The sequence below is a fragment of the Paenibacillus ilasis genome (assembly GCF_043195395.1).
Classification (GTDB): Bacteria; Bacillota; Bacilli; order Paenibacillales; family Paenibacillaceae; genus Paenibacillus_AQ; species Paenibacillus_AQ lautus.
The window spans coordinates 460186-483042 of the sequence record NZ_JBHDJG010000002.1; the positions used below are offsets into that span (position 1 = coordinate 460186).

17 protein-coding genes are annotated in these 22857 nt (G+C 51.4%); 11 read left to right on the forward strand and 6 right to left on the reverse strand.

Translation table 11 applies throughout. The features are described 5' to 3' along the window. Window positions 1–31: 31 nt before the first annotated feature. Entirely contained in the window at window positions 32–1321 is a 1290-nt protein-coding gene (locus ACETK5_RS22180; protein WP_394057899.1) for a Gfo/Idh/MocA family oxidoreductase, read from the reverse strand. A 125-nt stretch (window positions 1322–1446) separates the two neighbouring features. On the opposite strand from ACETK5_RS22180, the gene ACETK5_RS22185 reads away from it, so the two are divergent. Further along, window positions 1447–2313, forward strand: coding sequence for a helix-turn-helix domain-containing protein (locus ACETK5_RS22185; protein WP_394057901.1), 867 nt, complete (start codon window positions 1447–1449; stop codon window positions 2311–2313). 185 nt (window positions 2314–2498) lie between these two features. After that, on the forward strand, window positions 2499–3605 hold the full coding sequence (locus tag ACETK5_RS22190; protein ID WP_394057903.1) for a GIY-YIG nuclease family protein: 1107 nt from the start codon (window positions 2499–2501) through the stop codon (window positions 3603–3605). Between the two features lie 58 nt (window positions 3606–3663). Here ACETK5_RS22190 and ACETK5_RS22195 read toward each other — a convergent pair whose 3' ends face one another. The 4 genes from ACETK5_RS22195 to ACETK5_RS22210 all read right to left on the reverse strand — a co-directional run bounded on the left by ACETK5_RS22195 (window position 3664) and on the right by ACETK5_RS22210 (window position 8493). Then, window positions 3664–4185 carry a hypothetical protein gene (locus ACETK5_RS22195; RefSeq protein WP_394057905.1) on the reverse strand — a complete coding sequence of 174 codons (522 nt, stop codon included), beginning with the start codon at window positions 4183–4185 and terminating at the stop codon, window positions 3664–3666. Between the two features lie 25 nt (window positions 4186–4210). Continuing rightward, a complete protein-coding gene (locus tag ACETK5_RS22200; protein ID WP_394057907.1) occupies window positions 4211–5173 on the reverse strand; it encodes a phosphotransferase enzyme family protein in 963 nt (320 codons plus the stop codon). 166 nt (window positions 5174–5339) lie between these two features. Continuing rightward, complete coding sequence (pgmB, locus tag ACETK5_RS22205; RefSeq protein WP_326111506.1) at window positions 5340–6014, reverse strand: beta-phosphoglucomutase; 675 nt, start codon at window positions 6012–6014, stop codon at window positions 5340–5342. A gap of 187 nt (window positions 6015–6201) precedes the next feature. Beyond that, on the reverse strand, window positions 6202–8493 hold the full coding sequence (locus ACETK5_RS22210; RefSeq protein ID WP_394057910.1) for a glycoside hydrolase family 65 protein: 2292 nt from the start codon (window positions 8491–8493) through the stop codon (window positions 6202–6204). A 111-nt stretch (window positions 8494–8604) separates the two neighbouring features. On the opposite strand from ACETK5_RS22210, the gene ACETK5_RS22215 reads away from it, so the two are divergent. From ACETK5_RS22215 to ACETK5_RS22255, 9 genes are all read left to right on the forward strand, one after another. Continuing rightward, on the forward strand, window positions 8605–9348 hold the full coding sequence (locus tag ACETK5_RS22215; protein WP_100539877.1) for a helix-turn-helix domain-containing protein: 744 nt from the start codon (window positions 8605–8607) through the stop codon (window positions 9346–9348). A gap of 38 nt (window positions 9349–9386) precedes the next feature. Beyond that, window positions 9387–11189 carry a sensor histidine kinase gene (locus ACETK5_RS22220; RefSeq protein WP_100539878.1) on the forward strand — a complete coding sequence of 601 codons (1803 nt, stop codon included), beginning with the start codon at window positions 9387–9389 and terminating at the stop codon, window positions 11187–11189. A gap of 7 nt (window positions 11190–11196) precedes the next feature. Next, window positions 11197–12753 (forward strand): response regulator transcription factor, encoded by a 1557-nt coding sequence (locus ACETK5_RS22225; RefSeq protein WP_100540244.1) that lies wholly within the window; start codon window positions 11197–11199, stop codon window positions 12751–12753. Between the two features lie 173 nt (window positions 12754–12926). After that, window positions 12927–14174, forward strand: coding sequence for an ABC transporter substrate-binding protein (locus ACETK5_RS22230; protein ID WP_100539879.1), 1248 nt, complete (start codon window positions 12927–12929; stop codon window positions 14172–14174). A gap of 186 nt (window positions 14175–14360) precedes the next feature. Continuing rightward, window positions 14361–15305 carry a carbohydrate ABC transporter permease gene (locus tag ACETK5_RS22235; protein WP_394057913.1) on the forward strand — a complete coding sequence of 315 codons (945 nt, stop codon included), beginning with the start codon at window positions 14361–14363 and terminating at the stop codon, window positions 15303–15305. Window positions 15306–15310: 5 nt separating this feature from the next. Next, on the forward strand, window positions 15311–16135 hold the full coding sequence (locus ACETK5_RS22240; RefSeq protein WP_100539881.1) for a carbohydrate ABC transporter permease: 825 nt from the start codon (window positions 15311–15313) through the stop codon (window positions 16133–16135). A gap of 26 nt (window positions 16136–16161) precedes the next feature. Next, the gene (locus tag ACETK5_RS22245; protein WP_394057915.1) at window positions 16162–18291 is read left to right on the forward strand and encodes a glycoside hydrolase family 3 N-terminal domain-containing protein; all 2130 of its coding nucleotides are present in this window, start codon (window positions 16162–16164) and stop codon (window positions 18289–18291) included. A gap of 25 nt (window positions 18292–18316) precedes the next feature. Further along, window positions 18317–20392 (forward strand): amylo-alpha-1,6-glucosidase, encoded by a 2076-nt coding sequence (locus tag ACETK5_RS22250; protein ID WP_394057917.1) that lies wholly within the window; start codon window positions 18317–18319, stop codon window positions 20390–20392. Window positions 20393–20540: 148 nt separating this feature from the next. Then, the gene (locus tag ACETK5_RS22255; RefSeq protein WP_394057918.1) at window positions 20541–21011 is read left to right on the forward strand and encodes a DinB family protein; all 471 of its coding nucleotides are present in this window, start codon (window positions 20541–20543) and stop codon (window positions 21009–21011) included. 142 nt (window positions 21012–21153) lie between these two features. Here the strand turns inward: ACETK5_RS22255 and ACETK5_RS22260 are convergent, their stop codons facing one another. After that, window positions 21154–22851, reverse strand: a complete 1698-nt coding sequence (locus ACETK5_RS22260; RefSeq protein ID WP_394057920.1) for an NPCBM/NEW2 domain-containing protein — start codon at window positions 22849–22851, stop codon at window positions 21154–21156. Window positions 22852–22857 lie beyond the last annotated feature (6 nt).

The following is a 22857-nucleotide window of genomic DNA, read 5'->3' on the forward strand; positions in this document are numbered from 1 at the left end:
GGAAAAGTTGCTTGAAGCCGCCTTGTACGGCTTAGAAACGAACCAGATTGTTGATTCGTACAGGCATACCGGTTGCGATGGCGCGGTTGGCTGCAATTCCTGTTAGTATGGATCTCGCTCCATCGATATGGTTGGCCGCACGGGCGTACGGATCTTCCACGGGTTCCCCGAACAGATCATTCAGGAGAACGGGGTCGCCTCCGCCATGCCCGCCTTTTTGCTCTTCGACGTGAACCTCGTACGGGGCATCGAACATCGGAAGCACCCGCAGCGTTTTGCCGATTAACGCACCTTCTTGGTTCTTGTCGCCCAGCGAATTCACGTAGGATTGTTCAACGATGTTCATCTCAATCCGGCCTTTGGTGCCGTTGATAGCGATGCGATATCCTTCCCACGGCTGGTAGGCGACTAGCGAATAGGTCAAAATGGCTTTGTTCTGATATCGCACGAGGACACCCATCGTATCCTCAATGTTGATGCCGTCCCCGAAGACGCTCTGATCCCGCTGATAGCCGTCCTCCGGCTCGGCATCCAGATACATGGCCTTGAGATGAGCATCGGAATCCAGATGGAGCGCGAAAGGGTCCTCCTTGGCAACTGGGTTGCCGGTAGCACGATTGTAAAACTGCGTAACGCCCCGCGCTTCCGCGTTCTCTCTACCATAATACATGAGATCTCCGAAGGCGAAAACGGTTTCAGGATGGGAACCGATCCAGAAGTTGACTAAATCGAAGTGATGGGTGGACTTATGAACGAGCAACCCGCCGCTGTTCCGTTTGTCCCGGTGCCAGCGCCGGAAGTAATCCGCGCCGTGGCGGGTATTCAGCAGCCATTCGAAGTGAACCGAAGTCACTTGGCCGATGGTATCGTTCATGATCAATTCCCGTACCTTGGTATGGTGGGGAGCGTAACGGTAGTTAAAGGTGACCCTGATATTTTGTCCGGTCCGCTTGGCGGCATCCAGGATGGCTTGGCATTTCTCCTCATCGATGGTCATCGGCTTCTCGGTCACGACATCGCACCCAAGCTCCATCGCGCGGATAATGTACTTGTGATGGGTCCGGTCGATGCTGGTTACGATGACGAAGTCGGGCTTCTCGTTCTCGATCATCTGATCGAATTGGTCCGCGGGATAGGTAGGCACCTCGGTGTACTTATATTTTTCCCGCAGTAGCTGATTCGCGTAATTCATGCGGGTTTGGTTCATATCGCAAAAGGCAGCAAGCTCGGATTTGTCGCGGAAACTCCGGGCCAAGGCGCCATAAAAAAATTCGGCCCGGCCGCCGGTTCCGACCAATACATAGCGTTTCTTGTCACTCATCTCTATCGCCTCCTTGAATATAGCTCTAGCCTATAACAAGGGAGCACTGCTTTCGCCGCATTTTATGCGTAATCGCTTTCAAATGCCGCATATTTTGCTATAATCCAAGAAAAGGGGGCAGCGACATGACGAAGCCGTTTCGAGCGGATTACCATGATCCCACCGGATATTTGGACATTGAATATGACCGCCGCATTGGATATTTCTCGATGACGGTTGACCATCTTCACGGTCATTATGAGCTGTATTACCTGTTATCGGGTGAGCGGATCTACTTCATTAAGGACCGTTCTTACCGGGTCCGGGCCGGTGATCTTGTTTTCGTGGACCGGAATGCCGTTCATAAGACGCTGGACAGCGGCCGGCCCGATCATGATCGGCTTGTCCTTTATATAAGCCCGGAGTTGTTCGCGGAACTGGCCGTGCCGCCTGATCTGGCCGAAGGGCTGAAGGAGCCGTTCGGCTGGGATGTTCCGATTCTAAGGCTTCCTACGCCCGCAGGTGAAGTCGTGGAGCGAATGGTCGGCGAAATGGTGAATGAGATGATCCATCCCCAAACGGGAAGCAGCTGGCTGCTTCGGCACCGAACGGTCGAATTGCTGCTCTTCGCCTACCGCAGCCGGCATCTGGGCACGGTTCGTTCCGCCGATACCGAGCCCATTCTTCATCCGAAGACCCAGGCGGTCGTCCGGTATCTTAACGACAACTACCAGAAGTCCTTAACGCTGCCCGAGGTAGCGGAGGCGTTCCGAATCAGCCCGCACTATCTCAGCCGGCTGTTCAAGCAGACGACGGGTTTTACCTTTAGCGATTATCTCAACCTCCTTCGGGTTAAGGAAGCGCAGCGCCTCCTGCGGGAGAGCGATGATTCCATCACGGATATCGCGTGGCGATCGGGCTTCAGCAACTTCTCCCATTTTGGGAAGATGTTCAAGCGGACGGTTCAGCTGTCGCCGAGAGCCTACAGGCAGCAGTATCGAATGCGAAGTTAGAGGGATATGGCACTGTCTTCTTTCTTTCTGGTTCACTAGAAAAAGCTGTATTGAAATGATAGGCACCACGTTCATCGAGTTGAATCAGCCCGTGAATGTGGTGCTTTTTGGTGTGCATATGGTATCTTGGAATTGAACGAAAAACGCCATGTTTGATAGATTCGTTGAGAGGATCGACAGTCAAAATGAAAACAAAAATACAAGAGTTGCCGCTGTCACCGGGCGTATATCTTATGAGAGATTCGCGGGGAACGGTCATTTACGTTGGCAAATCCAAAAGTCTCAAGAAGAGAGTACAATCGTATTTTTACAACAATAAATCGCACTCCCCAAAAGTGAAGAGGCTGGTTCAGCATGTCAAAGACCTGGAGCATATCGTCACCGACACGGAGTTTGAGGCGTTCATGCTGGAATGCAGGCTTATTCAGGATATAAAGCCGATGTATAACCGCAAGATGAAAAATCCGCTAGGTTATAGTTATATCGTATTGCGGCAAAAGCGAGATTGGCGATGGCTGGAAATTACCGATACGCTGGATGAAGGCAGTCACGAACCGCTTCGTTGTTTCGGCCCCTATACAGCCAGCAGACATAGTCTTGAACATGCAGTGCAAAAGGTTAAGGAGTGCTGTAAAATCGCCTGCAATCATACACCTGCCGCTTCTTCGGCAAATACCCCCTGCTTGAATTACTCGATAGGCTTCTGTCTTGGCAAGTGTCTTGGCGGCGAAAGCGCGCGGCAATTTGATGAAATCATGGATCGATTCATTGCTCTGCTTCAAGGGGACGACCGACGTTTATATGATGAAATGGAGCGAAACATGCTGGGCGCCGCAGAGCGATTCGATTTTGAGCAGGCTGCAAAATACAGGGACGGCATGGAGGCGGTGAACTTGCTCTTAAGTAAGCGGCATGTGATCGAGTTCGCCGAAGAGAATCACAGCATTGTTGTCTACGAGTATTTAAACGAAGATACGATCAAGTTATTTCTGATTAAGGGGAACGTTGTGCTGCACAGCGAGAGATACTCTGTGGCTGCAACAGCGAACATTGAATCGTTGAGGCGGAGGGTCAAAGCCTTGATTCTCAGCTATTTCACGAGGGATATGGAATGCGATGCTGCCGAGGTTACCCGGGAAGATATCGATGCTGCACAAATCATCTACAGCTATTTGCAGAGCAGCGCCTGCCGCTATCTTGTTCTTCAGGATTCATGGATGGAAGACGAGGGGGAGGCTGATATGGAGGCTGCGCTGCGGGATTTTTTGAATCATCATGTTGCGTCATCTTAATTGGATCATGAACCGGGCTGCTGCAGCCCGGTTTTTTATCGCCCATAAATCTCCAATCTTATTTTGAGGAGACGTTATCCCGGAAAAATCGCCCCATCGGCATCTCCCTCGTAAACGTGATCCCCCCATACTTATATTTCACTTCAATTTGGGTGATGGGCTCATCGTTATAAAGACGGATGCCGTAATTAAGCGGAATCCGCGAACCTTGATCGAGCGCGGCTCTCTTCTCGTCTTGCATGAGCTCGGGTTTTAACGGCACCTCCCGAATATCGACGAATTCGATATCGGGATCTTCATCAAGGCCCTCGCCGCCGACCAGATGAAGGGAATAACTGACGCCCAGCTCGGCCTTGGCTGGCTTCATGCCATCATTCACCCGCACGTCCAACAGCTCCACATCGGCGAATCCTTCATTGATCAACTCGAAGATCATGGTATTTTCATCCGTGAAGGATGTAAATCCACCCACCTTGATGGGCGTGGGGCGAAGGAATAGCAGGAATAGAAGGATGGCCGAGAGGAGCAGCCCCAGGCCCATATATAAGAGCCTGCGGAGAGGTTTGGATTTTATTTTCATGGTTGAGCAATCTTCCTTCTCTAAATTAAATAGACAGCTTCACAACCGATTTACCTGCCTCAATATCGGCTTTCATCCCTAAGAGATAATTCCGAGTACGTTCATCCAACTCGTTCCAATTTACGAATTTAGCAAAGTAGACATAGGAGTAGATATTGCGGAAGTCGACGAACAACGGGATCCGCTGGATCCATTCCTCGCTCAGCGTATTCTCTTGAAGATAGCCGGATAAGAACGAGTCGAGAAATCGGGCCACAAATTCGGCTTTCCGGTTTTCCGGAACCGTCTGGACCGCATGATAGATGGCGATGGCGATATCATAGGCGAACCAATGGTACGAGACATCCCCGAAATCGAAAAAGATAATCTCCCCGTTATGTACGTGAAAGTTGTGATGATGGAGGTCATTGTGGACGATGCCGTAGCCTTCCTGATCCTGCTGGAGGGACTCCAATTCGTTAATATACTGCTTCCATTGCGTATGGACTCTTTCACCTGCAGCCTCCGGGAACGCATCGGTAAAGACTACATGATCATTCCACTTGGGAAAGGCCATTCGGTGAACGAGCGAAGCTGCGGTGGCGTCCTTTTTGCCGAGTTTATGCATAAGGCCCATCCCGCTCCCCCACTGCTTGATCATCGCAAAATCCGATGTTACATCCGTTAACGGGCTGCCGGGAGCCTTCGTAAAAGCGATGACATGATATTGTTTGGAATCGTGGGTTACCTCTTCAATAAGAAGATCCTGAGCGGATCGAATGGACTCCGCTATGTTCAGACCCTGCTCGGCGAGATAGGCCATCCACGTAAGCTCGCGAATGATGGAGGCTTTGCGGTATTTGGACGCGTCCAAAAATTTCATAATGAAGCGGCGTCCGTCTTCACCGTTGTATTCAAATACATTCTGATCGAATCCCCCAAGTAACATCAGCGAATAAGTACCTCGTCCGAATCGTTCGGCCCCTTGATCCAAGACAGCCTGTTCCATGGAAAGTCCCCTTTATCGTATTCTCGATATGATGCTCATGCGTACATATCGGATAAGTTTTTATTTACCAACAACTACAGTCTAACGAAGATAATGAGTGGTTGCAAAAAATGGGAGGGCACACGAAAAAGGGCGCTCCCTTAGGAGCACCCTTACATTTTCTTTATCAACCTTCGAATTTCTGCGCCAGCTCGCGGAAGTCCAGCTCCGCCGTGCTGGACAACACGATATCCGCATGCGGGAAATGGGCTGCGTTGCCGACCGCGACGGCGAACATGCCGGCGCCCTTGATGGCGTCAACGCCGGATGCGGCATCCTCCACCCCGATGCAGTCGGCAGGCTCTACGCCAAGCTCTGCGGCAGCGGTGAGGAAGATCTCCGGGTCCGGCTTGTTGTTCTTCAGCTTGGTCACGTCGACGATCACGTCGAACTGGTCCATGACGCCAAGCCGGGTAAGCACGGCAATGGCGTTCTTGCTGGCCGACGCGATGCCGGTCTTCAGGCCGGTCGACCGGATGTCTGCCACAAACTCCGTAATGCCCGGCAGTAGATCGGCTGGCGTAATCGTTTCGATCAGCTCGACGTACAGCTTATTTTTGCGGTCAGCCAGCTGTACCAGCTCTTCATCGGAATAGTTTACAGGCGTCTTTGCCTGGCTTAAGAGGAGTTTCAGGGAATCCATGCGGGATACCCCTTTGAGATTCTCGTTGAACTCTCTCGTGAAGGGAATGCCAAGCTCGGTTGCCGTGGCTTTCCATGCCTGATAATGATACTCTGCGGTATCGGTAATGACGCCGTCCAAGTCAAAGATGACAGCCTTCAGCTTGCGTGTTTCGTTCATATCGTATGGCTCCTTTTTGAGATATTGGAAAGCATAAGCCCGAAACAGGGACCTTCCGGATATCGCAAGAAAAATGACAGCTTATCGCAGTCTGTCTTCATGGAATATATGTTGATAGATCGTTTTCTTCGTAAACCGGGAGTGATGCCCTACGGATAGAGAGGGCAATCACCTCAAGACATAAACATCATGAATTGCTCTGAAGCGCATGTTTCAGGGGCTTCCCGGCTTCAAGCGTTACGGCCTCGTCGTACAGCTGGATCTCAATGGAATCACCTTCCACGATCTCCAAGGTCACGCCGTCCTTCTCGATGGATACGCCGATGAGGCGGCCGCGGAAGTTCAGGCGGAATGCATACTTCTCCCAGTCCTTCGGAATGGCCGGGGAGAGGGAAAGTCCGCTTTCCTTCAGACGCATGCCGGCAAAGCCGTAGACGATCGACATCCAGGTACCGCCCATGTTGGCCATGTGCAGGCCGTCCTTCGTGTTGCCGTGCGTATTGTCCAGGTCAAGGCGTGCCGTCTCGATGAAATACTCATACGCTTTGTCCATATTGCCGATCTTCGAGGCCATGATGCTGAAGATGCAGGAGGACAGGGACGAATCATGCGTCGTGATGCCTTCATAGTAGTCATAGGAACGCTGTATCGTTTCCAAGCTTTGCTCGTCTTCGAGCAGGAAGTGAGCGAGCACCGTATCCGCCTGTTTACACACCTGGTAACGGTAAATGGTCAGCGGATGGTAGTTCAGCAGCAGCGGATATTTGTCCTCCGGCGTGTTGTCGAAATCCCATACCGCTTTGCGGAGGAATGTATCATCCTGCGGGTTAATGCCGAGTGCTTCATCATACGGAAGCAGCATAGCATCTGCCGCTTTGGCCCAAGCTGAAATTTCATCCTCGGTTACGCCAAGTCGGTCACACAGGGACTTGAAGCCTTGCGTATCGTAGGATTCCAGAATGGCGCAGCTCTTGGCAGCCCATTTCAGATTATGCTTTGCCATGACGTTGGTGTAATAGTTGTTATTCACGCAGCAGGTATATTCATCCGGCCCCGTCACCTCATCAATATGGAAAGCGCCGTTATAAAAGTGGCCGATGTCGGCCCACAAGCGGGCGGTTTCGATCAGCACCTCGGCCCCGTAAGACAAGAGGAAATCCCGGTCCTGCTCGGCGAGATAATACTGAATATAGCTGTATGCGATGTCTGCGCTGATATGATATTGCGCTGTTCCCGATGGGAAGAAGGAGGAGCATTCGGTTCCCGATATCGTGCGCCACGGGAACAGAGCGCCTTGCCGGTGGCCCATTTCCCGGGCTCTGTCTCTCGCTTGCTCCAGCGTGGAATAGCGATACAGCAGCAGCTGTCGCGCGATGTCCGGCTGCGTCATCAGGAATACAGGGAACATGTAAATTTCCGTGTCCCAGAAATAATGGCCTTCATAACCTTCGCCGCTTAATCCTTTGGCGGAAATATTGCTGTGCTTGTCCCGACCGGCGGATTGCAGCAGCTGGAATAGATTGAAGCGGATGCCTTCCTGGAGCTGGCCATCGTTCTGAATCACCACATCGGCGGATTTCCAGTAGGCGTTCAGATACTGGGTCTGCCCGGCAAGCAAGTCCTCGAACGAAGTATCCTTCAACTCCTCCTGCAGCTGAATGCCACGCTCGATCATCTCCTGCCCGTGACGAAGACTGTCGGTATACAGATTGTATTTCGTAAAGTGGATCGGTCCGGTCAATGGAAGGGTAGCCGTGAACGTAACCTCTCCGGTTCCAGCTTCGAGCTGAATGTCGGCATCGGCATCCAAGCGGTGACGGGTCACGCAGGCAGCGCGCAGCTTGGACGCCATCGTCTCGTCAACAACATAGGCATCGCTGCCCTTGACGCCGGCATCGATGACGGTCATCCGTTCCGCATGTCCTGCTCCGACCCGGGGATCATTGGCATTAGTGTAGTTCCTCACGTTGCCGTTCACGGTGGAGACGATACGGACCTGCCCGTTGAAATTAACCGGTTCGATCCTTACATGGATCGCAAACAATTCCCGATGTGTGAAGGACACCAGGCGGCGGAAGGTCAGCTTGATCTCTTTGCCTTCAGGTGATTTCCACTGCACGATTCGCTCCGAGTACCCCTTGTCCATATGCAAGCGTCGGTCATGCGAAGTGATCATGCCGTGATCGAGGCGGAAAGGTTCTTTTTCGTCGCCTAAATAGATCAGGACCGTTTGGGCATCAATATTGTTAACGAGTTTTTGCTGTGTATCGGGAAAGGCGAAGAGCTTCTCGCCGTAAGGGATTTCAATCACGTCGTGGAAAGCGTTCAGATACGTACCGCGAATGGTGGACAAACTCTCTCCGTAGCCTTCCTCGAAATTGCCGCGTACACCCAAGTAACCGTTTCCGAGTGCAAAAATACTTTCCATATTCAGCAAGGCTTGCTGTGACAAATCAGGATTTGATATATTCCAGGTCATGGTCTACACTTCCTTCCTAGCATGGTTATGCTTGAATTTTAGAGCCAATCGGGGTTATGTTATACTAAAATATCAAGGTTTTTATCAATATTTTTAGGTGGTGTGGAAATAATGAAAGAGCCTTCACGCTCGGGAAACCGTCCTTTTTACTTGTCTTCTCGCATGCATTATTTGCGTGAGAATTTTATCCATCCCCCGTTTGACTATGAGCACGAACTTCTGGAAGCGATCCGTTTCGGCGATGAGAATAGAGCCATGGACATGCTGCGCAAGATTAACGAGCTGGAAGCGGCTGTGCTGGCGACGTATCCGCTTCGGTCGAAGAAGAATGCCCTGATTGCGTCCTGCACCTTATTTACCCGGGCGATTATCAAAGGCGGCGTGGATCCTGAAATTGCATTTCATTTAAGTGACACGCTGATCCTGGAGATCGAGCGAATGAGCGATGTGGAGCGGCTGGTTCATTTTGAATATGAGATGCTGGTGCAGTTTGTGTCGATGATTCGCTCCGAGAAGGAGGACGTGTCTTTCTCTCACATTGTGAACCTGGCGATCTATTACATTAGGGAGCATATTTTTGAGGAGCTGACCCTGCAGAGGGTTGCGGAATATTTGAAAGTCCACCCGAGCTATCTGTCCGATCGTTTTAAGCGGGAGACGGGCGTATCCATAACCACCTTTATTAATCGGCGGAAGATTGAGGAGTCCAAGCATTTGCTGGCCAATACGAATCAGTCGATATCCGAAATTGCTTTTACGTTCAAGTTCTGCAGCCAGAGTTATTATACGCAATTATTCAAGAATTTTACGGGGATGACGCCGAGAAAATTCCGAATAAGCGGGACGGCGCGTTAAAGACGATCCTATCGAGCAACGAGAAGAGAGAGACACTCATGAAGAAACTAAAGCAGAACATGCTTCACTTAAGTCTGGAGAAAAAACTGATTGCGGCGTTCTCCGCCTTTATCATCGTTCCCCTCCTTCTGATCGGGGGCATCGTATCCTGGGTCTACGTGGAGAACAACCGAAGTACGATGATTGATGCCGCCGTTGAGAACAACAAACAAATTATTAAAAATATCGACACCTCTTTACAGCCGCTGCTGCGACTGTCCATGTTCCCGATTCAGGATTCCACGGTGTACGCCATTATGCGCAAGGATTACGGCAAGGTGACGTATCCATTGCTTGAACGGGGGCAGGATTTCGATAAAGTGAACGGCTTGATCCAGAGCGGGATCATGCTGTATTCCGATTTGATTGACTCGGTGGTTATCTATCACGAGAACAGCCGGTCCATCATCGGCCGAAGCAACCGGGAATATATGAACTTCGGTTATTTCAAGGATCAGTTTACCCGCGAGCCTTTTGTCCAAAAAATCCGGGAAGCCTACGGCGGCTTTGTTCCTGTAGGAATTCATAAGGAGCGGCTGCTGTCGACGAAAGGAATGCCGGTCGTGTCGGTGGGCAGGGCCATCATGGACCCGTACACGAAGGAGGATCTCGGCTTTATCCTCTTTAATATTTCGGTGGATAAACTCAAGACGCTGTGGAGCCAGTCGGCATTTTCCGAGAATACGAAATTTTACTTGATCGACGAAACCGATCATATCGTGCACAGCGTTCACCCTGAGGAAATCGGGCGGGCGGCGTCCGAGGTATTAGGGAGCGACTTTCAATATAACGCGGACGGCCAAGTCAACACGCAGATCAATCGGGATACCTACATGATTTCTTCTTCCTCTTCCATGGCAAATTGGAAGGCGGTTACGGTCATACCAAAGAAGGATTTGTTCTCGATTGTTTATCTTATGGTCGCCATCTTGATCGGCGCGTTGATCCTGCTGCTCGTGCTGTCCATCCTGATCTCGGCCCGGATCGCCACCACGATCATGAAGCCGTTGGCGGTGCTGAACAGCAAAATGAAGCTTGTCTCCCAAGGTCAGCTTGACGTAAGCTTTGATACGAGGCAGCACGGCGAAATCGGCGTGATCAGCCATACCGTGGACCAGATGCTGCACGAAATTCGTGATTTAATCGAGCGGATCTATGTGGAGGAAGAGGAGAAGCGGAATCTGGAGATGAATGCGCTGCAGTCGCAGATCCGTCCGCATTTTATATATAATACGCTGAACGTGATCAAGTGGATGGCCAAGATCCAGGGGGCAACCGGTATTGAAGAAGCGCTGCAGGCCTTCTCTTCGGTCATCAAGTTCACGGTGAAGAAGGAAGGCGACTACGTGACCATTGCCGAGGAAGTCGAATTCATGGAGAACTATACGAAAATTCTCGATTTCCGCTATTTTAATAAATTTGATGTCATATACGAGGTGGATCCGGCCGTAATGAATCATAGGACCTTGAAGTTTCTGCTTCAGCCCCTTGTGGAGAACGCGGTGTTCCACGGCTTTGAAGGCATCGATTACAAGGGCAGCCTGATCATATCGATTTATGAGGAATCGGATGTGCTGATAATGAAAGTAAGTGATAACGGGCGCGGTTTTCCGGAGGGCGGACAAGCGAAGGTGGAGCAGGGCGGTCCGCAGGATACCTTCAACTCGATCGGATTGAACAATATACGGAACCGGATATCCCTTCATTTTGGGCCGGAATACGGCCTGTGGATCAAGAGGGGAGAGCATGGCGGAACGGTCGCATGGCTGCGGGTTCCGATCATCACAGAAGAAACAGGGTGATAAGCAAGTGCGAATACTTATAGTAGATGACGAGCCGCTCGTTCGGATCGGGATCAAATCGGCGATTGACTGGGAAGCCCAGGGCGTGGAGATTGTCGGTGAAGCGGGGGACGGCGAAGAAGCGCTGCGTCTGATAACGGAAACGGCGCCGGACGTGGTACTGCTGGATATCAAAATGCCGAAAATGGACGGGATCGAGGTGCTCCGGTCGATCAAGGACCGGCAGCTCCCGGTTCAAACGGTCGTATTGAGCAGCTTTGATGATATTGCGTACGTGAAGGAAGCGTTGAAGCTGGGTGCTTTTGATTATTTCCACAAACCTGACATGAATGAACGCGAGCTGACCGCGATGCTGAAGAGCGTGCGGGAGCAGTATGGGAGCCGGGGGATTCCTGCTCAAATAGGGCCGAATGCAGCGGGCAACCGGAAGGAGCAGATTTTATATGACGCTCTCCATGGCCATGTTCATGATCTGCAGGAAACGGGGCTCAAAGAGGGCAATATGTATGTCGTCCTTTTCAGAATCAAAAATTATCACTCGGTCATCAAAAGGTATGCCAAGGAAACCGAGTCGATCCTGCCGAATACGGTGCAGAACGTCGTCAGCGAGATTCTGTCCACGGAGAAGGAAGTCGAGTACCTTCAGCTGGATGAACAGTGCAGTGCCGTATTCATCAGCAACAGTGAGTTGAAGAGCCTGCTGGCCTCGTTGACGCGCGTTAATAAAATGGTGCAAATGATCAGCTCGGCGCTCAAACGGTTTGTCAATATCGACATCGTGCTGGGCATCAGCGACTGGTTTGCCGATTTCGACGGCATTCGGACGGGGTACGAGCAAGCGGACAAGGCACTATCCCATCAATTTTATCACCCGGATACGTCGATCTTTTATTATCAGCATCTGAAGCAGAAGGGTGAACATGTCTATAAACAGGCCGATGCCTATTTAGGCCAGATGAAGTCTGCGCTCCGGGAAGAAGCCAACGACCGGTTTATGGAGCTGCTGTCCAAGTGGGAGAAGTTTCTGGCGCAAGAAGAATGCATGGAAGAGAAGGATGTCCGCAAGGTATACGAAGGTCTGCTGTTTATGATCGGGGAGGGCACGGGCGTATCGGACGGGGGAGACGTTCAAGAAGAAACATCGGCCTTTGAAGAGATCCATGAGTTTGGGCAGCTGTCGGCCGCATACCGGGCCTTGTTCGAGGAGCGGTTCAAGCAACGCTATCAGCTGGAGCATAAGGGTTACAGCCAGCTAACGCGCAATATTATGGAGTATACGGAAGAGCACTACCCCGAGAGTCTCTCCTTGAAATTGTTCGGGGAGCTGTTCCATGTCAGCCCGAATTATGTCAGCCGGTTGTTTAAGCAAGAGGTCGGTCAAGGACTATTCGATTATATTAATGAGCTCCGGATCGAGAAGGCGAAGGTGCTGCTCAAGGACTACCGCTACAAAATCTATGACGTTGCCGAGATGGTAGGATTTAATAACCAGGCCCATTTTGCCATTGTATTCCAAAAATACACGGGCTTTTCTCCTAAACAGTATAGGAAAGAAGAAGTGTGATATTCGAAAAGAAAGTGTGATTTTTCATAAAAACGCCTTTGCAGTGCAATCTATTTATAAAAAAATAGTCAATTTTAAAAAATTAATCATCATTTGATTAATTTTTTTTATTGTCTCGGGTCTATATGATGAAGGTGCAAGGTAAAACGAAAAGAAACGTGGGGGGTAGCATCATGGGTAAATGGAACAAGAAGTTTTCAGCCATGCTGGTGTTGTGCCTGGCTCTTGTTGTTGGTTTAACCGCTTGCGGCGGCAATAAAAGCGCTGACAATACAGATAACGGAGCCGGAGACGCTGCTGAAAAAGTAACGGTGAATTTCGGATTCTGGGGTACGGCGCAGGATTTGGAGATTTATCAGAAAGCCGCGGACACCATCTCCGAGCAGTATCCGGAGATCGAACTGAAAATCAAACAATATCCAAGCAGCGAGCAGTTCTGGAACACGCTTCCGGGTGAAATCGCTGCCGGCGTCGCGCCGGACTTCATTAAAATGTCCAACGAAGGTGCTTACGAGTACATCAACAAAGGATTGTTCTCGCCAATCGATGACCTGGTTCAAGCCACGGGCGTCGACATGAACCGTTTCCCGGATACATCGAAGAACATCTGGAACGTGGATGGAAAACAATACGGTGTGCCTAACAGTGATATGCCTGCGATGTTCTTCATCAACGAGCAAATGTGGAAAGATGCTGGCCTCGGCGAGTACCCAGCCACTTGGGATGAAGTGATCGAAGCAGCGAAAGTACTGAACAAGGGGGATGTGAAGGGCATCATCGTCAATCTGGATGCCTTCCATATTACGAACTACGTGAAGAGTTTCGGCGGCGGCTGGGGTAACGGTGAGACCATCAACTCCCCAGAGAACGTAAAAGCGCTGGAAATGATCATCGATATGTATGATCAGGGACTTGCTGTAACTCCTAAATCCCTTGGCTTTGGCTGGGACGGCGAAGTATTCAGCAACGAGCAGGGGGCTATGAGTACAGGTGGTTACTGGTACAAAGGTTACCTGAAGGATGCCAATCCGGACCTCAAAATGGTAGCTATTCCGGTACCAAAAGGAACAACCAACGGCAGCACCATGAGCTCTGACGCTTACATGGTACTGAAAGACGCGAAGAACAAAGAAGCTGCGCTCAAAGCTGCTTATTACATGACCAATGACGATACGCAAACCGCATTCATGGAGCTTGGCTTCAATCCGGCGGTAGCCTCATTGTCCGAGCAGTACTTCGAGAAAAACCCTGAATTCAAGGCGCTGCAGCCTGCGCTGGAGTACAGCACAGACTATGGTTATCCGACAGATACCAAGCGTTTCACGGATGAGCTCGTTAAAGAATTGGAAGGCTTGATTCTTGGCGGCTCCGGTAAAACGGCTCAGCAAATTCTCGACGATATTCAAGGCCAATTCAAATAAAAAAAGGCAACACCCGCTCCCGCTCCTTGTTCTCAGGGGAGCGGGAGCCTTTGTTCACATACTAGAATTTATAAATTTTTTGGGGTCCCCGCAAAGTATTTGGAATAAGCAACGTAGCATAGGCTCCACTTTGTGGGGGTATTTTCGTGATCCATCCAAATTGAGTATGGGAGTGGGGGATAACTTATGTCCGATTACAGCAGCAAGCACGCTGATTTGAAAGGAAACAAGATCAGGCAATCCTGGTTCCGTTCGTTGGCAGACTCCGACAAGACGCTGGGCTGGTTGTTTTCACTGCCCTTTTTGATATTGTGGGCGTGGTGGTTTCTCTATCCATTTATCCAGTCTTTCGTAAGAAGTTTTCAGGATGCGAATTTCGCTGCCTTGGACCAGGCGAAATTCATCGGCCTGGAAAACTATGTAACGATACTTCAAGATAAAGAATTCTTCCGGGCGCTGCTTCATTCCCTGGAAATTGTGATCATCTCGATTCCGATTCAGACTGTCCTCGGTCTGCTCTTGGCCATCCTGGTCAATCAGAAGCTGAAGGGCAAGGGGATATTTCGGACGGTATTCTTCATTCCGTATATCACCTCGCAAATCGCGATCACAACCGTATTCATGATGCTGTTTAAGCAGGGAACCTTTCTAACGGAATTTTTCGGAGCGTTGGGCTTCGGGAATGTGACATGGTTTGCGGATACCCACTATGCGCTCTTATTCGTATGTATTTTGTTTATCTTCCAGCAAGCGGGCTTCACCATGATTGTATATTTGTCGGGTCTGCAGGAAATTCCGAAGGATCTGTATGAAGCGGGCGAGATTGACGGAGCGTCCAAGTGGAACAAATTCCGCTACATTACGGTGCCGTTCCTGAAGCCGATCACGTTCTTCATCGTGTCGGTATCGACGATTGCCGGCTTCCAGATCTACGACCAGATTGCGGCGATTTCCCGGTATGGCGCACTCGGTTCGCCTGCGGGCGCTACCAGTACGGTGGTCACGTATTTCTACCAGCACGGGATCCGTTACATGAACATTGGTTACGGAAGCGCGGCGGTGGTGCTGTTCTTCATGATCATCATGCTGATTACGTACCTGCAAAAAAAAATCTTGGATGAGAAGGAGTGAGAGTAATGTTGACCCGTACGAACAATGGTCGGCTGTTTCTGTATATCGGCACGATCATTCTGGGGCTCTTATTCGCCCTTCCTTTTCTCTATACCATCTATACGTCCATCATCCCGATGCGCCACGTCAATACACTGACGTCGCCGGCAAACTGGACGTTCGAGAACTTTAAAATCTTCTTCACGAACGATGCGTACAACGTGCCGAGATGGTTTCTGAACACCGTGATCATGACCGGCGTCGTTGTCATCGGGAACCTGATCATTAACCCGATGGCCGGCTTTGCGCTAGCCAAGCTGAATTTCAAGGGGAAAGGCCTGATTTACTGGATCGTCGTGGCTACCATGATGGTGCCTTACCATATGATCCTGATCCCGGTGTACGTGAATGTGGCACAGCTTGGATGGCTGAACACGTTCTGGGGGTTAACGGTACCTTTCCTGTATCAGGGCTTGTACATCTTCATGCTTCGTCAGTTCTTTATCTCGGTTCCGAATGAGTTTTTGGAGGCTGCGAGGATGGATGGCCTGACAAAGATGGGTGCTTTCTGGCGGATCGTGTATCCGCTGGCCCGTTCATCGCTGATTACGATGTCGATTCTTGCTTTTGCCGGAACCTGGAACAGTTACCTCGTTCCGAGCACGCTGGCGAATACGCCGGAAATGTATGTGCTGGTTGTGGGTCTGAACAGCGTGAAGGATATGTTCTTTGAGAATACGCCGATGATTATGGCCGGGGTCGTGCTGTCCACGCTGCCAATCATCCTGTTCTTCTTCCTGTTCCAGCGTCAATATATCGAGGGGATTTCGAACGCCGGGGTCAAAGGCTGATAAAGAAGCATCGGGAGGGATTAGACATGGATAACGTGGAACAGCGCGCAAAGGACATTCTCGCGCAGATGACCTTGACCGAGAAGATCGGTCAAACGGTGCAGTACGGCCGATGCGAGGAGCAGGAGCTGAAGCTGGTTGCCGAAGGCAGGATCGGGTCCTTGCTGAATGTGCTTGGTCCGAAAAAGATCAACGAGCTCCAGCGGCTGGCCGTGGAGGAAACGCGGCTGGGGATTCCCCTTCTCATCGGGGACGATGTCATTCACGGTTTTCGTACCATCTTTCCGATTCCGCTCGGGGAAGCCGCCAGCTGGGATCTCGAAGGGATGGAGAAAAACGCACGCATGGCGGCAATAGAGGCCGCGGCGGAAGGCATCCGCTGGACCTTTGCCCCGATGGTGGACATCACGCGTGATCCCCGTTGGGGCCGCATCGCGGAGAGTACGGGGGAGGATGCCTATCTGTCCTCCCTGGCCGCTGCCGCGAAAGTTAGAGGATTTCAAAGTCCGGATAAGGATGGCTACCCGACGGTAGCGGCATGCGTGAAGCATTTTGCCGGTTATGGCTGGGTTGAAGGCGGCCGGGACTACGATACGACGGACATGTCGGAGCGGACGCTACGGGAAACCGTGCTGCCGCCGTTTGAGCACGGGATTCGGGCAGGGGCTCTGTCCGTGATGAGCGCCTTCAGCGAACTGAACGGGGTTCCTGCTTCAGGAAGCCGTTATCTGCTGCGGGATATCTTGAAGCGGGAGTGGGGCTTTGACGGCATGGTGGTCAGCGACTGGGAATCGATCGAAGAGCTGATCTACCACGGCTATGCGGAAGACCGGAAGGATTCCGCGCGGAAGGGATTGAACGCCGGGGTCGACATGGACATGCATTCCGGCGTCTATCTCGATCATCTGGAGGCGCTGGTCCAGGATAACCCTGAGCTGCTCAAGCTGTTGGATGATGCGGTGCTTCGCATATTGCGGGTGAAAATCCGCCTCGGATTGTTCGAGAACCCGTATGTAAGCGAAGACGCAGAAGAAGCCGGAGATCCGCTGAAAGGGCAAGCCATTCCTGCGGCACATCTGGCTCAGGCCAGGGACAGCGCCCGGAGATCGATCGTGCTGCTGCAGAATAACAGCGGGATTTTGCCGCTGGATACCGCTAAGCACAAAAAGCTGGCCTTGATCGGGCCGCTGGCCGATGACCGCCACAACTCGATGGGCTGCTGGGCTTGGAAAGGCCGGGATGAGGACGTTGTCACGGTATGGGACGCTTTTCAATCGGAAATCGCACCGAAGGCCGAGGTGTTCTACGAGGAGGGCAGCGGGATTCTGGAGGAAATGGATGGGGGAGTGGAACGGGCTGTGGAGCTCGCTAGACAGAGTGATGTCGCCGTAGTCGTTGTGGGTGAATCCGAAGCAATGACGGGCGAACACTACAATGTGACCTCGATTACGCTTCCCTCCTGTCAGGAGCGATTGATTCAGGAGCTGAAACGGCAGACCGGCACGCCGATCGTCGTCGTGCTGATGAACGGCCGTCCGCTTGTCACTCCATGGCTGCATGAACATGCAGACGCCGTAGTGGAAGCTTGGCATTTGGGAACCGCCACAGGCCTTGCGCTTGTGGACGTGCTGACCGGCGCTCACAATCCGAGCGGTCGCCTGCCGGTTACCGTTCCGCGCGCAACGGGCCAAATTCCGATGTATTACAACCGGAAGAATACCGGACGTCCTCATTTGTACGAAGATTATATCGATTGCGACGATGCTCCGCTGTATCCGTTCGGGTACGGCCTCAGTTATACAACATTCGAATATACGGATTTGCAGCTGGATCGGCATCAAATTGGCCGGGACGGGACCGTGCATGTATCCGTGAGCATAACGAATACCGGATCCAGAGCCGGCGAGGAGACCGCGCAGCTGTATATCCGCGACTTGGTGGCAAGCTCTACCCGGCCGGTCAAAGAGTTGAAGGGATTCCGCAAGGTACAGCTGCAGCCGGGTGAAAGCCGGGAGGTACATTTTACGCTGGGACGTGAAGAGCTGGGGCTGTTGGATGAAAGGCTTGATTTTACGGTAGAGCCCGGAAAGTTCCATGTCTGGGTCGGACCGCATTCGGAAGAAGGACTGCAGGCTGAGCTTGCGGTTGTTGAATAAACCGGAATCAAAGGGGGATTTATACATGGACTACCGTGTAATTAAAGAAGGAGATTTATTCTTTCTGACTGGACTTAACGGAGATATCGTCCAAGGGGACGATCAGGGCCATGGCTTGTATACGAAGGATACCCGTTTCCTGAGCCGCATGGAGCTGTTCATCGATGGCCAGAAGCCTTCGCTCCTGTCCTCCACGGGGGATAAAAGCTATGTGGCCTCCTTCCGCCTGATGAAGGATGCCAAGGATGAAGGGGCGATTGAAGTACTTCGGGAGCGTTTCATCTATGATGGCGTCCTGTATGAGCGCTGCACGCTGACCAATTACTTTGTGACCGATTCGAATATCGAGTTTGCCGCGTCCTTTGATGCCGATTTTCAGGATATGTTCCTGGTGCGCAAATACCGTACAGGGGAAGTCGGCAAGATGGAGGGTATACAGACAGGCGATCAAGAGATGACACTGGCTTATGTCGGCGCTGACAACCTGAGAAGACAGACGCGCATTGCTTGGGATGCGGACGGCGGCCAAATGGATCAAGCCGGGAATGTTTCGTTCCCTTTGTCCCTGAAAGCCAAAGAGCAGAAGGTGATTACGTTCTTTGTCACGCCGATGACGGAGCAGCATTCCGCAGGGACGCCGCTGACCTACGAAGAGGGGCTGAAGAAACTCGAAGCCTCCTATGAAGCTTGGTACGCGAACAGCTCGCGGGTCCAATCGGATTCCGCGCTGTTCAGCGGCTTGTACCAGAGAGGACTGCAGGATCTGCGCATGCTGACGACCGATGTGGGCTTCGGTGATACAACGGTCGCGGGACTGCCGTGGTTCGCGGTTCCATTCGGCAGAGACAGCTTGATCACGGCGCTGTTCATGCTTCCGGTGAACCCGCAGCTTGCCAAAGGAACCTTGAGAACGCTGGCGGCTTATCAAGGCGAGAAGACGGACCCTTGGCGGGATGAGCAGCCGGGCAAAATCATGCATGAGATTCGCTACGGAGAGCTGGTCACGACGAATCAGTCCCCGTTCTCGCCGTACTACGGCACCATCGATTCCACGCCGCTGTTCCTGGCGCTGATCGGCGAGTATTACCGCTGGACGGGCGATCTCTCCCTGGCGGAGGAGCTCAAGCCGAACATGCTGCGGGCACTGGATTATATCGATGCCGCGCTGGAAGCGGGCTCCGGCTTCATGGCCTACAAGCAGGAAGCCGAGAAAGGCTTCCCGAACCAAGGCTGGAAGGATTCCGCCAACTCGATCATCCATGAGCAGGGCGAGTATGCGGAATCCCCGATCGCACTGTCGGAGGTCCAGGGTTACGTGTATCAAGCGAAGCAGTCGCTGGTACCCGTCTTCGCGGAGCTGGGCGAGCCGGAACTGGCCCGCAAGCTGGAGTCGGAAGCCGAGGAGCTTCGCAACCGCTTCGAAGCGAGCTTCTGGATGGAGGATGAGCAGTGTTACGCCATCGCGCTGGATAAGGACCTGCGCCAGGTACGCAGCGTGTCCTCGAATCCCGGGCATTTGCTCATGAGCGGTTTGCCGAAAGAGAGCCGCTCGAAGGCGCAAGCCGAGCGGATGCTTAGAAGCGACATGTTTAACGGTTACGGCATCCGCACGATGAGCACGGACTCCGCCGGATATTACCCGATGAGTTACCACAACGGCAGCGTATGGCCGCATGACAATGCGATGATTCTGCTGGGACTCGGCAAGCAGGGGTTCAAGGAGGAGGCGGGGAAGGTGATTTCCGGCCTGCTGCAGGCATCGGCTCATTTTGAGTACCAGCGTCTGCCGGAGCTGTTCTGCGGGCATGATGCGAAGCTGGGCCATCCGGTTCCGTATCCGACAACCTGTTCGCCGCAGGCTTGGGCGGCCGGAACCTCGATCGTCTTCCTGCAGGCGATGCTCGGATTGTATCCGAACGGGGCGAAGAAGGAAATCGCGTTGTCCCCGTTCCTTCCGGAAGGGATGAACGAACTGAAGGCCGAGAAGATTGCGATCGGAAACGGGCACCTTTCGGTTAGCGTCGTGCGCGAGGCTGACGGCAGCAGCGCGTTCCACGTGGAAGTGCTTGAGAACACAACAGGATTTCATCTCGTTGGCTGATCGGTCATAAGACGTATGGCGGAACAACCTGTCTCTTAGTGTTTAAGGGGCAGGTTGTTTTTTTGTTGAAATATGAGGAACGTATGTTCTATAATGATGGAGCGAGTTCGAACATATTAGTGTATACATATTGGATTGGAGAGAACATATGAATTCCTATTGTACATATGCCTTACATCAGATTGAGGTGGCTGTCGTCTCGATTGTCGCGATCATCGATAGGCTGGATGAAGCGGATCTGCTCGTCAAGCCGACGGAGGGCAAGCATTCCGTTGGAGAGCTGCTCAAGCATATCGCCGTAATCTGCCGGGCCGATTTTTACATATCCGGAGGAGCCACGCAAGAGGAGATGAGCGCCTATTATGCAGGTGTATCGTTAAATAACCTGAAGGATTTACAGGCTGAATTATTAAGCAACTATTCTTATCTGGAGCAGGCTTATCGAGAGATGACGGAAGAAGGGCTCCATCAGGAGATGACGTCCTACTGGGGTGTCACCTATTCGAGGTACGAATGGCTGCTCGAAATCGTGGCGCATATGTATCACCACAGAGGACAGCTGCATGCGATGCTGGTTCATTGTAACGGGAAGGATCCGCAGGTACCGTTATTCGAATAGCTTTTGCCCGGCAGAGGAGCTAAAGGAGGGACCACGCAACGAATCCTGTGGGATTCGTATGTAATTCAAGGTATGCAAAAGGCACCCCAAATCCGGAAATGACCGGAAATGGGGTGCCTTTTAACCCTTTTTATTAGCCTTTCTAGCTGTTTACATCGGATCTGGCAATATGGGCATTTGCCCAATCCGCATGGTCGTAGCCAGTGCCGTCTCCGCCATCAGTGACGACCAGTTTCAGTACGTTTGCGCCGGAGATATCAGCATGAACTTTTTTGGCGGAATCAGATCCGGTAACAAGCCCGCTGTCATAGACCTTCTCGCCGTCTGCCCAAATTTGAAAGACGACCGATCCTCTATTTCCCACTTCATCATCGATTCCGATATCTGCAGTAAATGTAGAGAAGCTGCCGCCTATATAATAAGCAATCTCAGCATTCGCATGCACACCTAAGCCTTTCGTATATTCTACGCCGCCAATCGTTATGGTTTTTCCGTCGTCTTTTGCTTTTTCACCGTTGCTTTGATCCCGTTCTACAGGCCCCCAATGATTTGCGGAATGAATCCATTCCACATCACTTACATAAGAATCGGCAGCTGGGAGCCGTTCTGGTATCCAGACTATAGAGTCGGCACTCCATTCTGTTTGCTTATTATTTTCTCCATATTCAAATGAGACGGCTGCATCTAATTTTGCGAATCCAGGCTCAGCAGTATCAGGGGGCGTCACACGCCAATCTGTTTCAATCGAACTTCCAGGCGAAAGATGGGTGACCAGAGGATCCGTCACTGCCTCTACACTCCAACCATCAGGGGCCGTTAAGTCCAATTGGATGGCCTCGATTGTGTTTTGTCCATAATTTGTAAATTTCGTGGTTAATAGGGCGGTTTCACCCGGAATAACGTAGAGATTACGATAAGAAAATGTGGTTGCCGATTGGACATCAATCGTGTAATGCGCTTCGGGAATCCATTGCTTACGGTAAAAGTCACGTCCTTGGACTACGACCCTGTCATCGTAAATTTGCACATACAATCCTTGGCTTTCGTCCCAGTTTACTGTCGGTGCGAAGGTTGTATAATAGACAGAAGCTGTATTGATGCTCGTAAATTCATTCTGTGTTAGATTAATATTTGGAAGTCGCATATCCCGATGGGTATGTCCAGAGAATAAAATAACTTGCGGATACTTCGAGAAGAGATCGGTTAGACGCTTTTCTGCTGCTTCATATACGGCGGAAAGGGGCTGATGAAGAAAAACAAACATAGGCTTTTCGCTCTGGCTGCGTTTCTCCAAAGTATCTTCCAGCCAATTCAACTGCTCGTCGCTCAGATAGGCATCGTCTTTGGCGGGAGAATCGACAGGCCCCCAGCTTTCAGAGCCAAGGAATATAAAAGGATAGCCTTTCACCATTTTCTCGAAATACACATGCTCCTCTTCGATAAAGTCTGCGAACCGACGGGTGTTCACTTCATTTCCAGCTCCATTAAAAAACTCATGATTCCCAATGGTCATATACAGATTCATCGGTTTAGGCGATTGATCAAGAAGCTCGCGAGCCTTTGCATATTCTTCGGGAAAACCGTTATTCGTTATATCTCCGTTGATGACCAAAGCATCCGCCAGCGGGTCAATGGAATGCAGGTCGTGAAGCGCTTTCGAAAGCTTGTTATGAGAGAACGATGTATCCCTAATATGCAGGTCACTGATCACTTGAAAGGTTGCTTTTGGTTTTTTTTCATTTGCATGGATGTCCTCTTGGGCTGATTGCGCGTGCACCGGAGCACCCAAGGGGAAAAGCATACAAGCGGCTAAACCGAGACAAGCCATTACTTTTTTCATTATTAT

Excerpts from the sequence above, each read along its gene's own strand:
- ACETK5_RS22180 (WP_394057899.1), bottom strand. The coding sequence starts at position 1,321 with ATGAGTGACAAGAAACGCTATGTATTGGTCGGAACCGGCGGCCGGGCC.
- ACETK5_RS22185 (WP_394057901.1), top strand. The coding sequence starts at position 1,447 with ATGACGAAGCCGTTTCGAGCGGATTACCATGATCCCACCGGATATTTG.
- ACETK5_RS22190 (WP_394057903.1), top strand. The coding sequence starts at position 2,499 with ATGAAAACAAAAATACAAGAGTTGCCGCTGTCACCGGGCGTATATCTT.
- ACETK5_RS22195 (WP_394057905.1), bottom strand. The coding sequence starts at position 4,185 with ATGAAAATAAAATCCAAACCTCTCCGCAGGCTCTTATATATGGGCCTG.
- ACETK5_RS22200 (WP_394057907.1), bottom strand. The coding sequence starts at position 5,173 with ATGGAACAGGCTGTCTTGGATCAAGGGGCCGAACGATTCGGACGAGGT.
- pgmB (WP_326111506.1), bottom strand. The coding sequence starts at position 6,014 with ATGAACGAAACACGCAAGCTGAAGGCTGTCATCTTTGACTTGGACGGC.
- ACETK5_RS22210 (WP_394057910.1), bottom strand. The coding sequence starts at position 8,493 with ATGACCTGGAATATATCAAATCCTGATTTGTCACAGCAAGCCTTGCTG.
- ACETK5_RS22215 (WP_100539877.1), top strand. The coding sequence starts at position 8,605 with ATGAAAGAGCCTTCACGCTCGGGAAACCGTCCTTTTTACTTGTCTTCT.
- ACETK5_RS22220 (WP_100539878.1), top strand. The coding sequence starts at position 9,387 with ATGAAGAAACTAAAGCAGAACATGCTTCACTTAAGTCTGGAGAAAAAA.
- ACETK5_RS22230 (WP_100539879.1), top strand. The coding sequence starts at position 12,927 with ATGGGTAAATGGAACAAGAAGTTTTCAGCCATGCTGGTGTTGTGCCTG.
- ACETK5_RS22235 (WP_394057913.1), top strand. The coding sequence starts at position 14,361 with ATGTCCGATTACAGCAGCAAGCACGCTGATTTGAAAGGAAACAAGATC.
- ACETK5_RS22240 (WP_100539881.1), top strand. The coding sequence starts at position 15,311 with ATGTTGACCCGTACGAACAATGGTCGGCTGTTTCTGTATATCGGCACG.
- ACETK5_RS22245 (WP_394057915.1), top strand. The coding sequence starts at position 16,162 with ATGGATAACGTGGAACAGCGCGCAAAGGACATTCTCGCGCAGATGACC.
- ACETK5_RS22250 (WP_394057917.1), top strand. The coding sequence starts at position 18,317 with ATGGACTACCGTGTAATTAAAGAAGGAGATTTATTCTTTCTGACTGGA.
- ACETK5_RS22255 (WP_394057918.1), top strand. The coding sequence starts at position 20,541 with ATGAATTCCTATTGTACATATGCCTTACATCAGATTGAGGTGGCTGTC.
- ACETK5_RS22260 (WP_394057920.1), bottom strand. The coding sequence starts at position 22,851 with ATGAAAAAAGTAATGGCTTGTCTCGGTTTAGCCGCTTGTATGCTTTTC.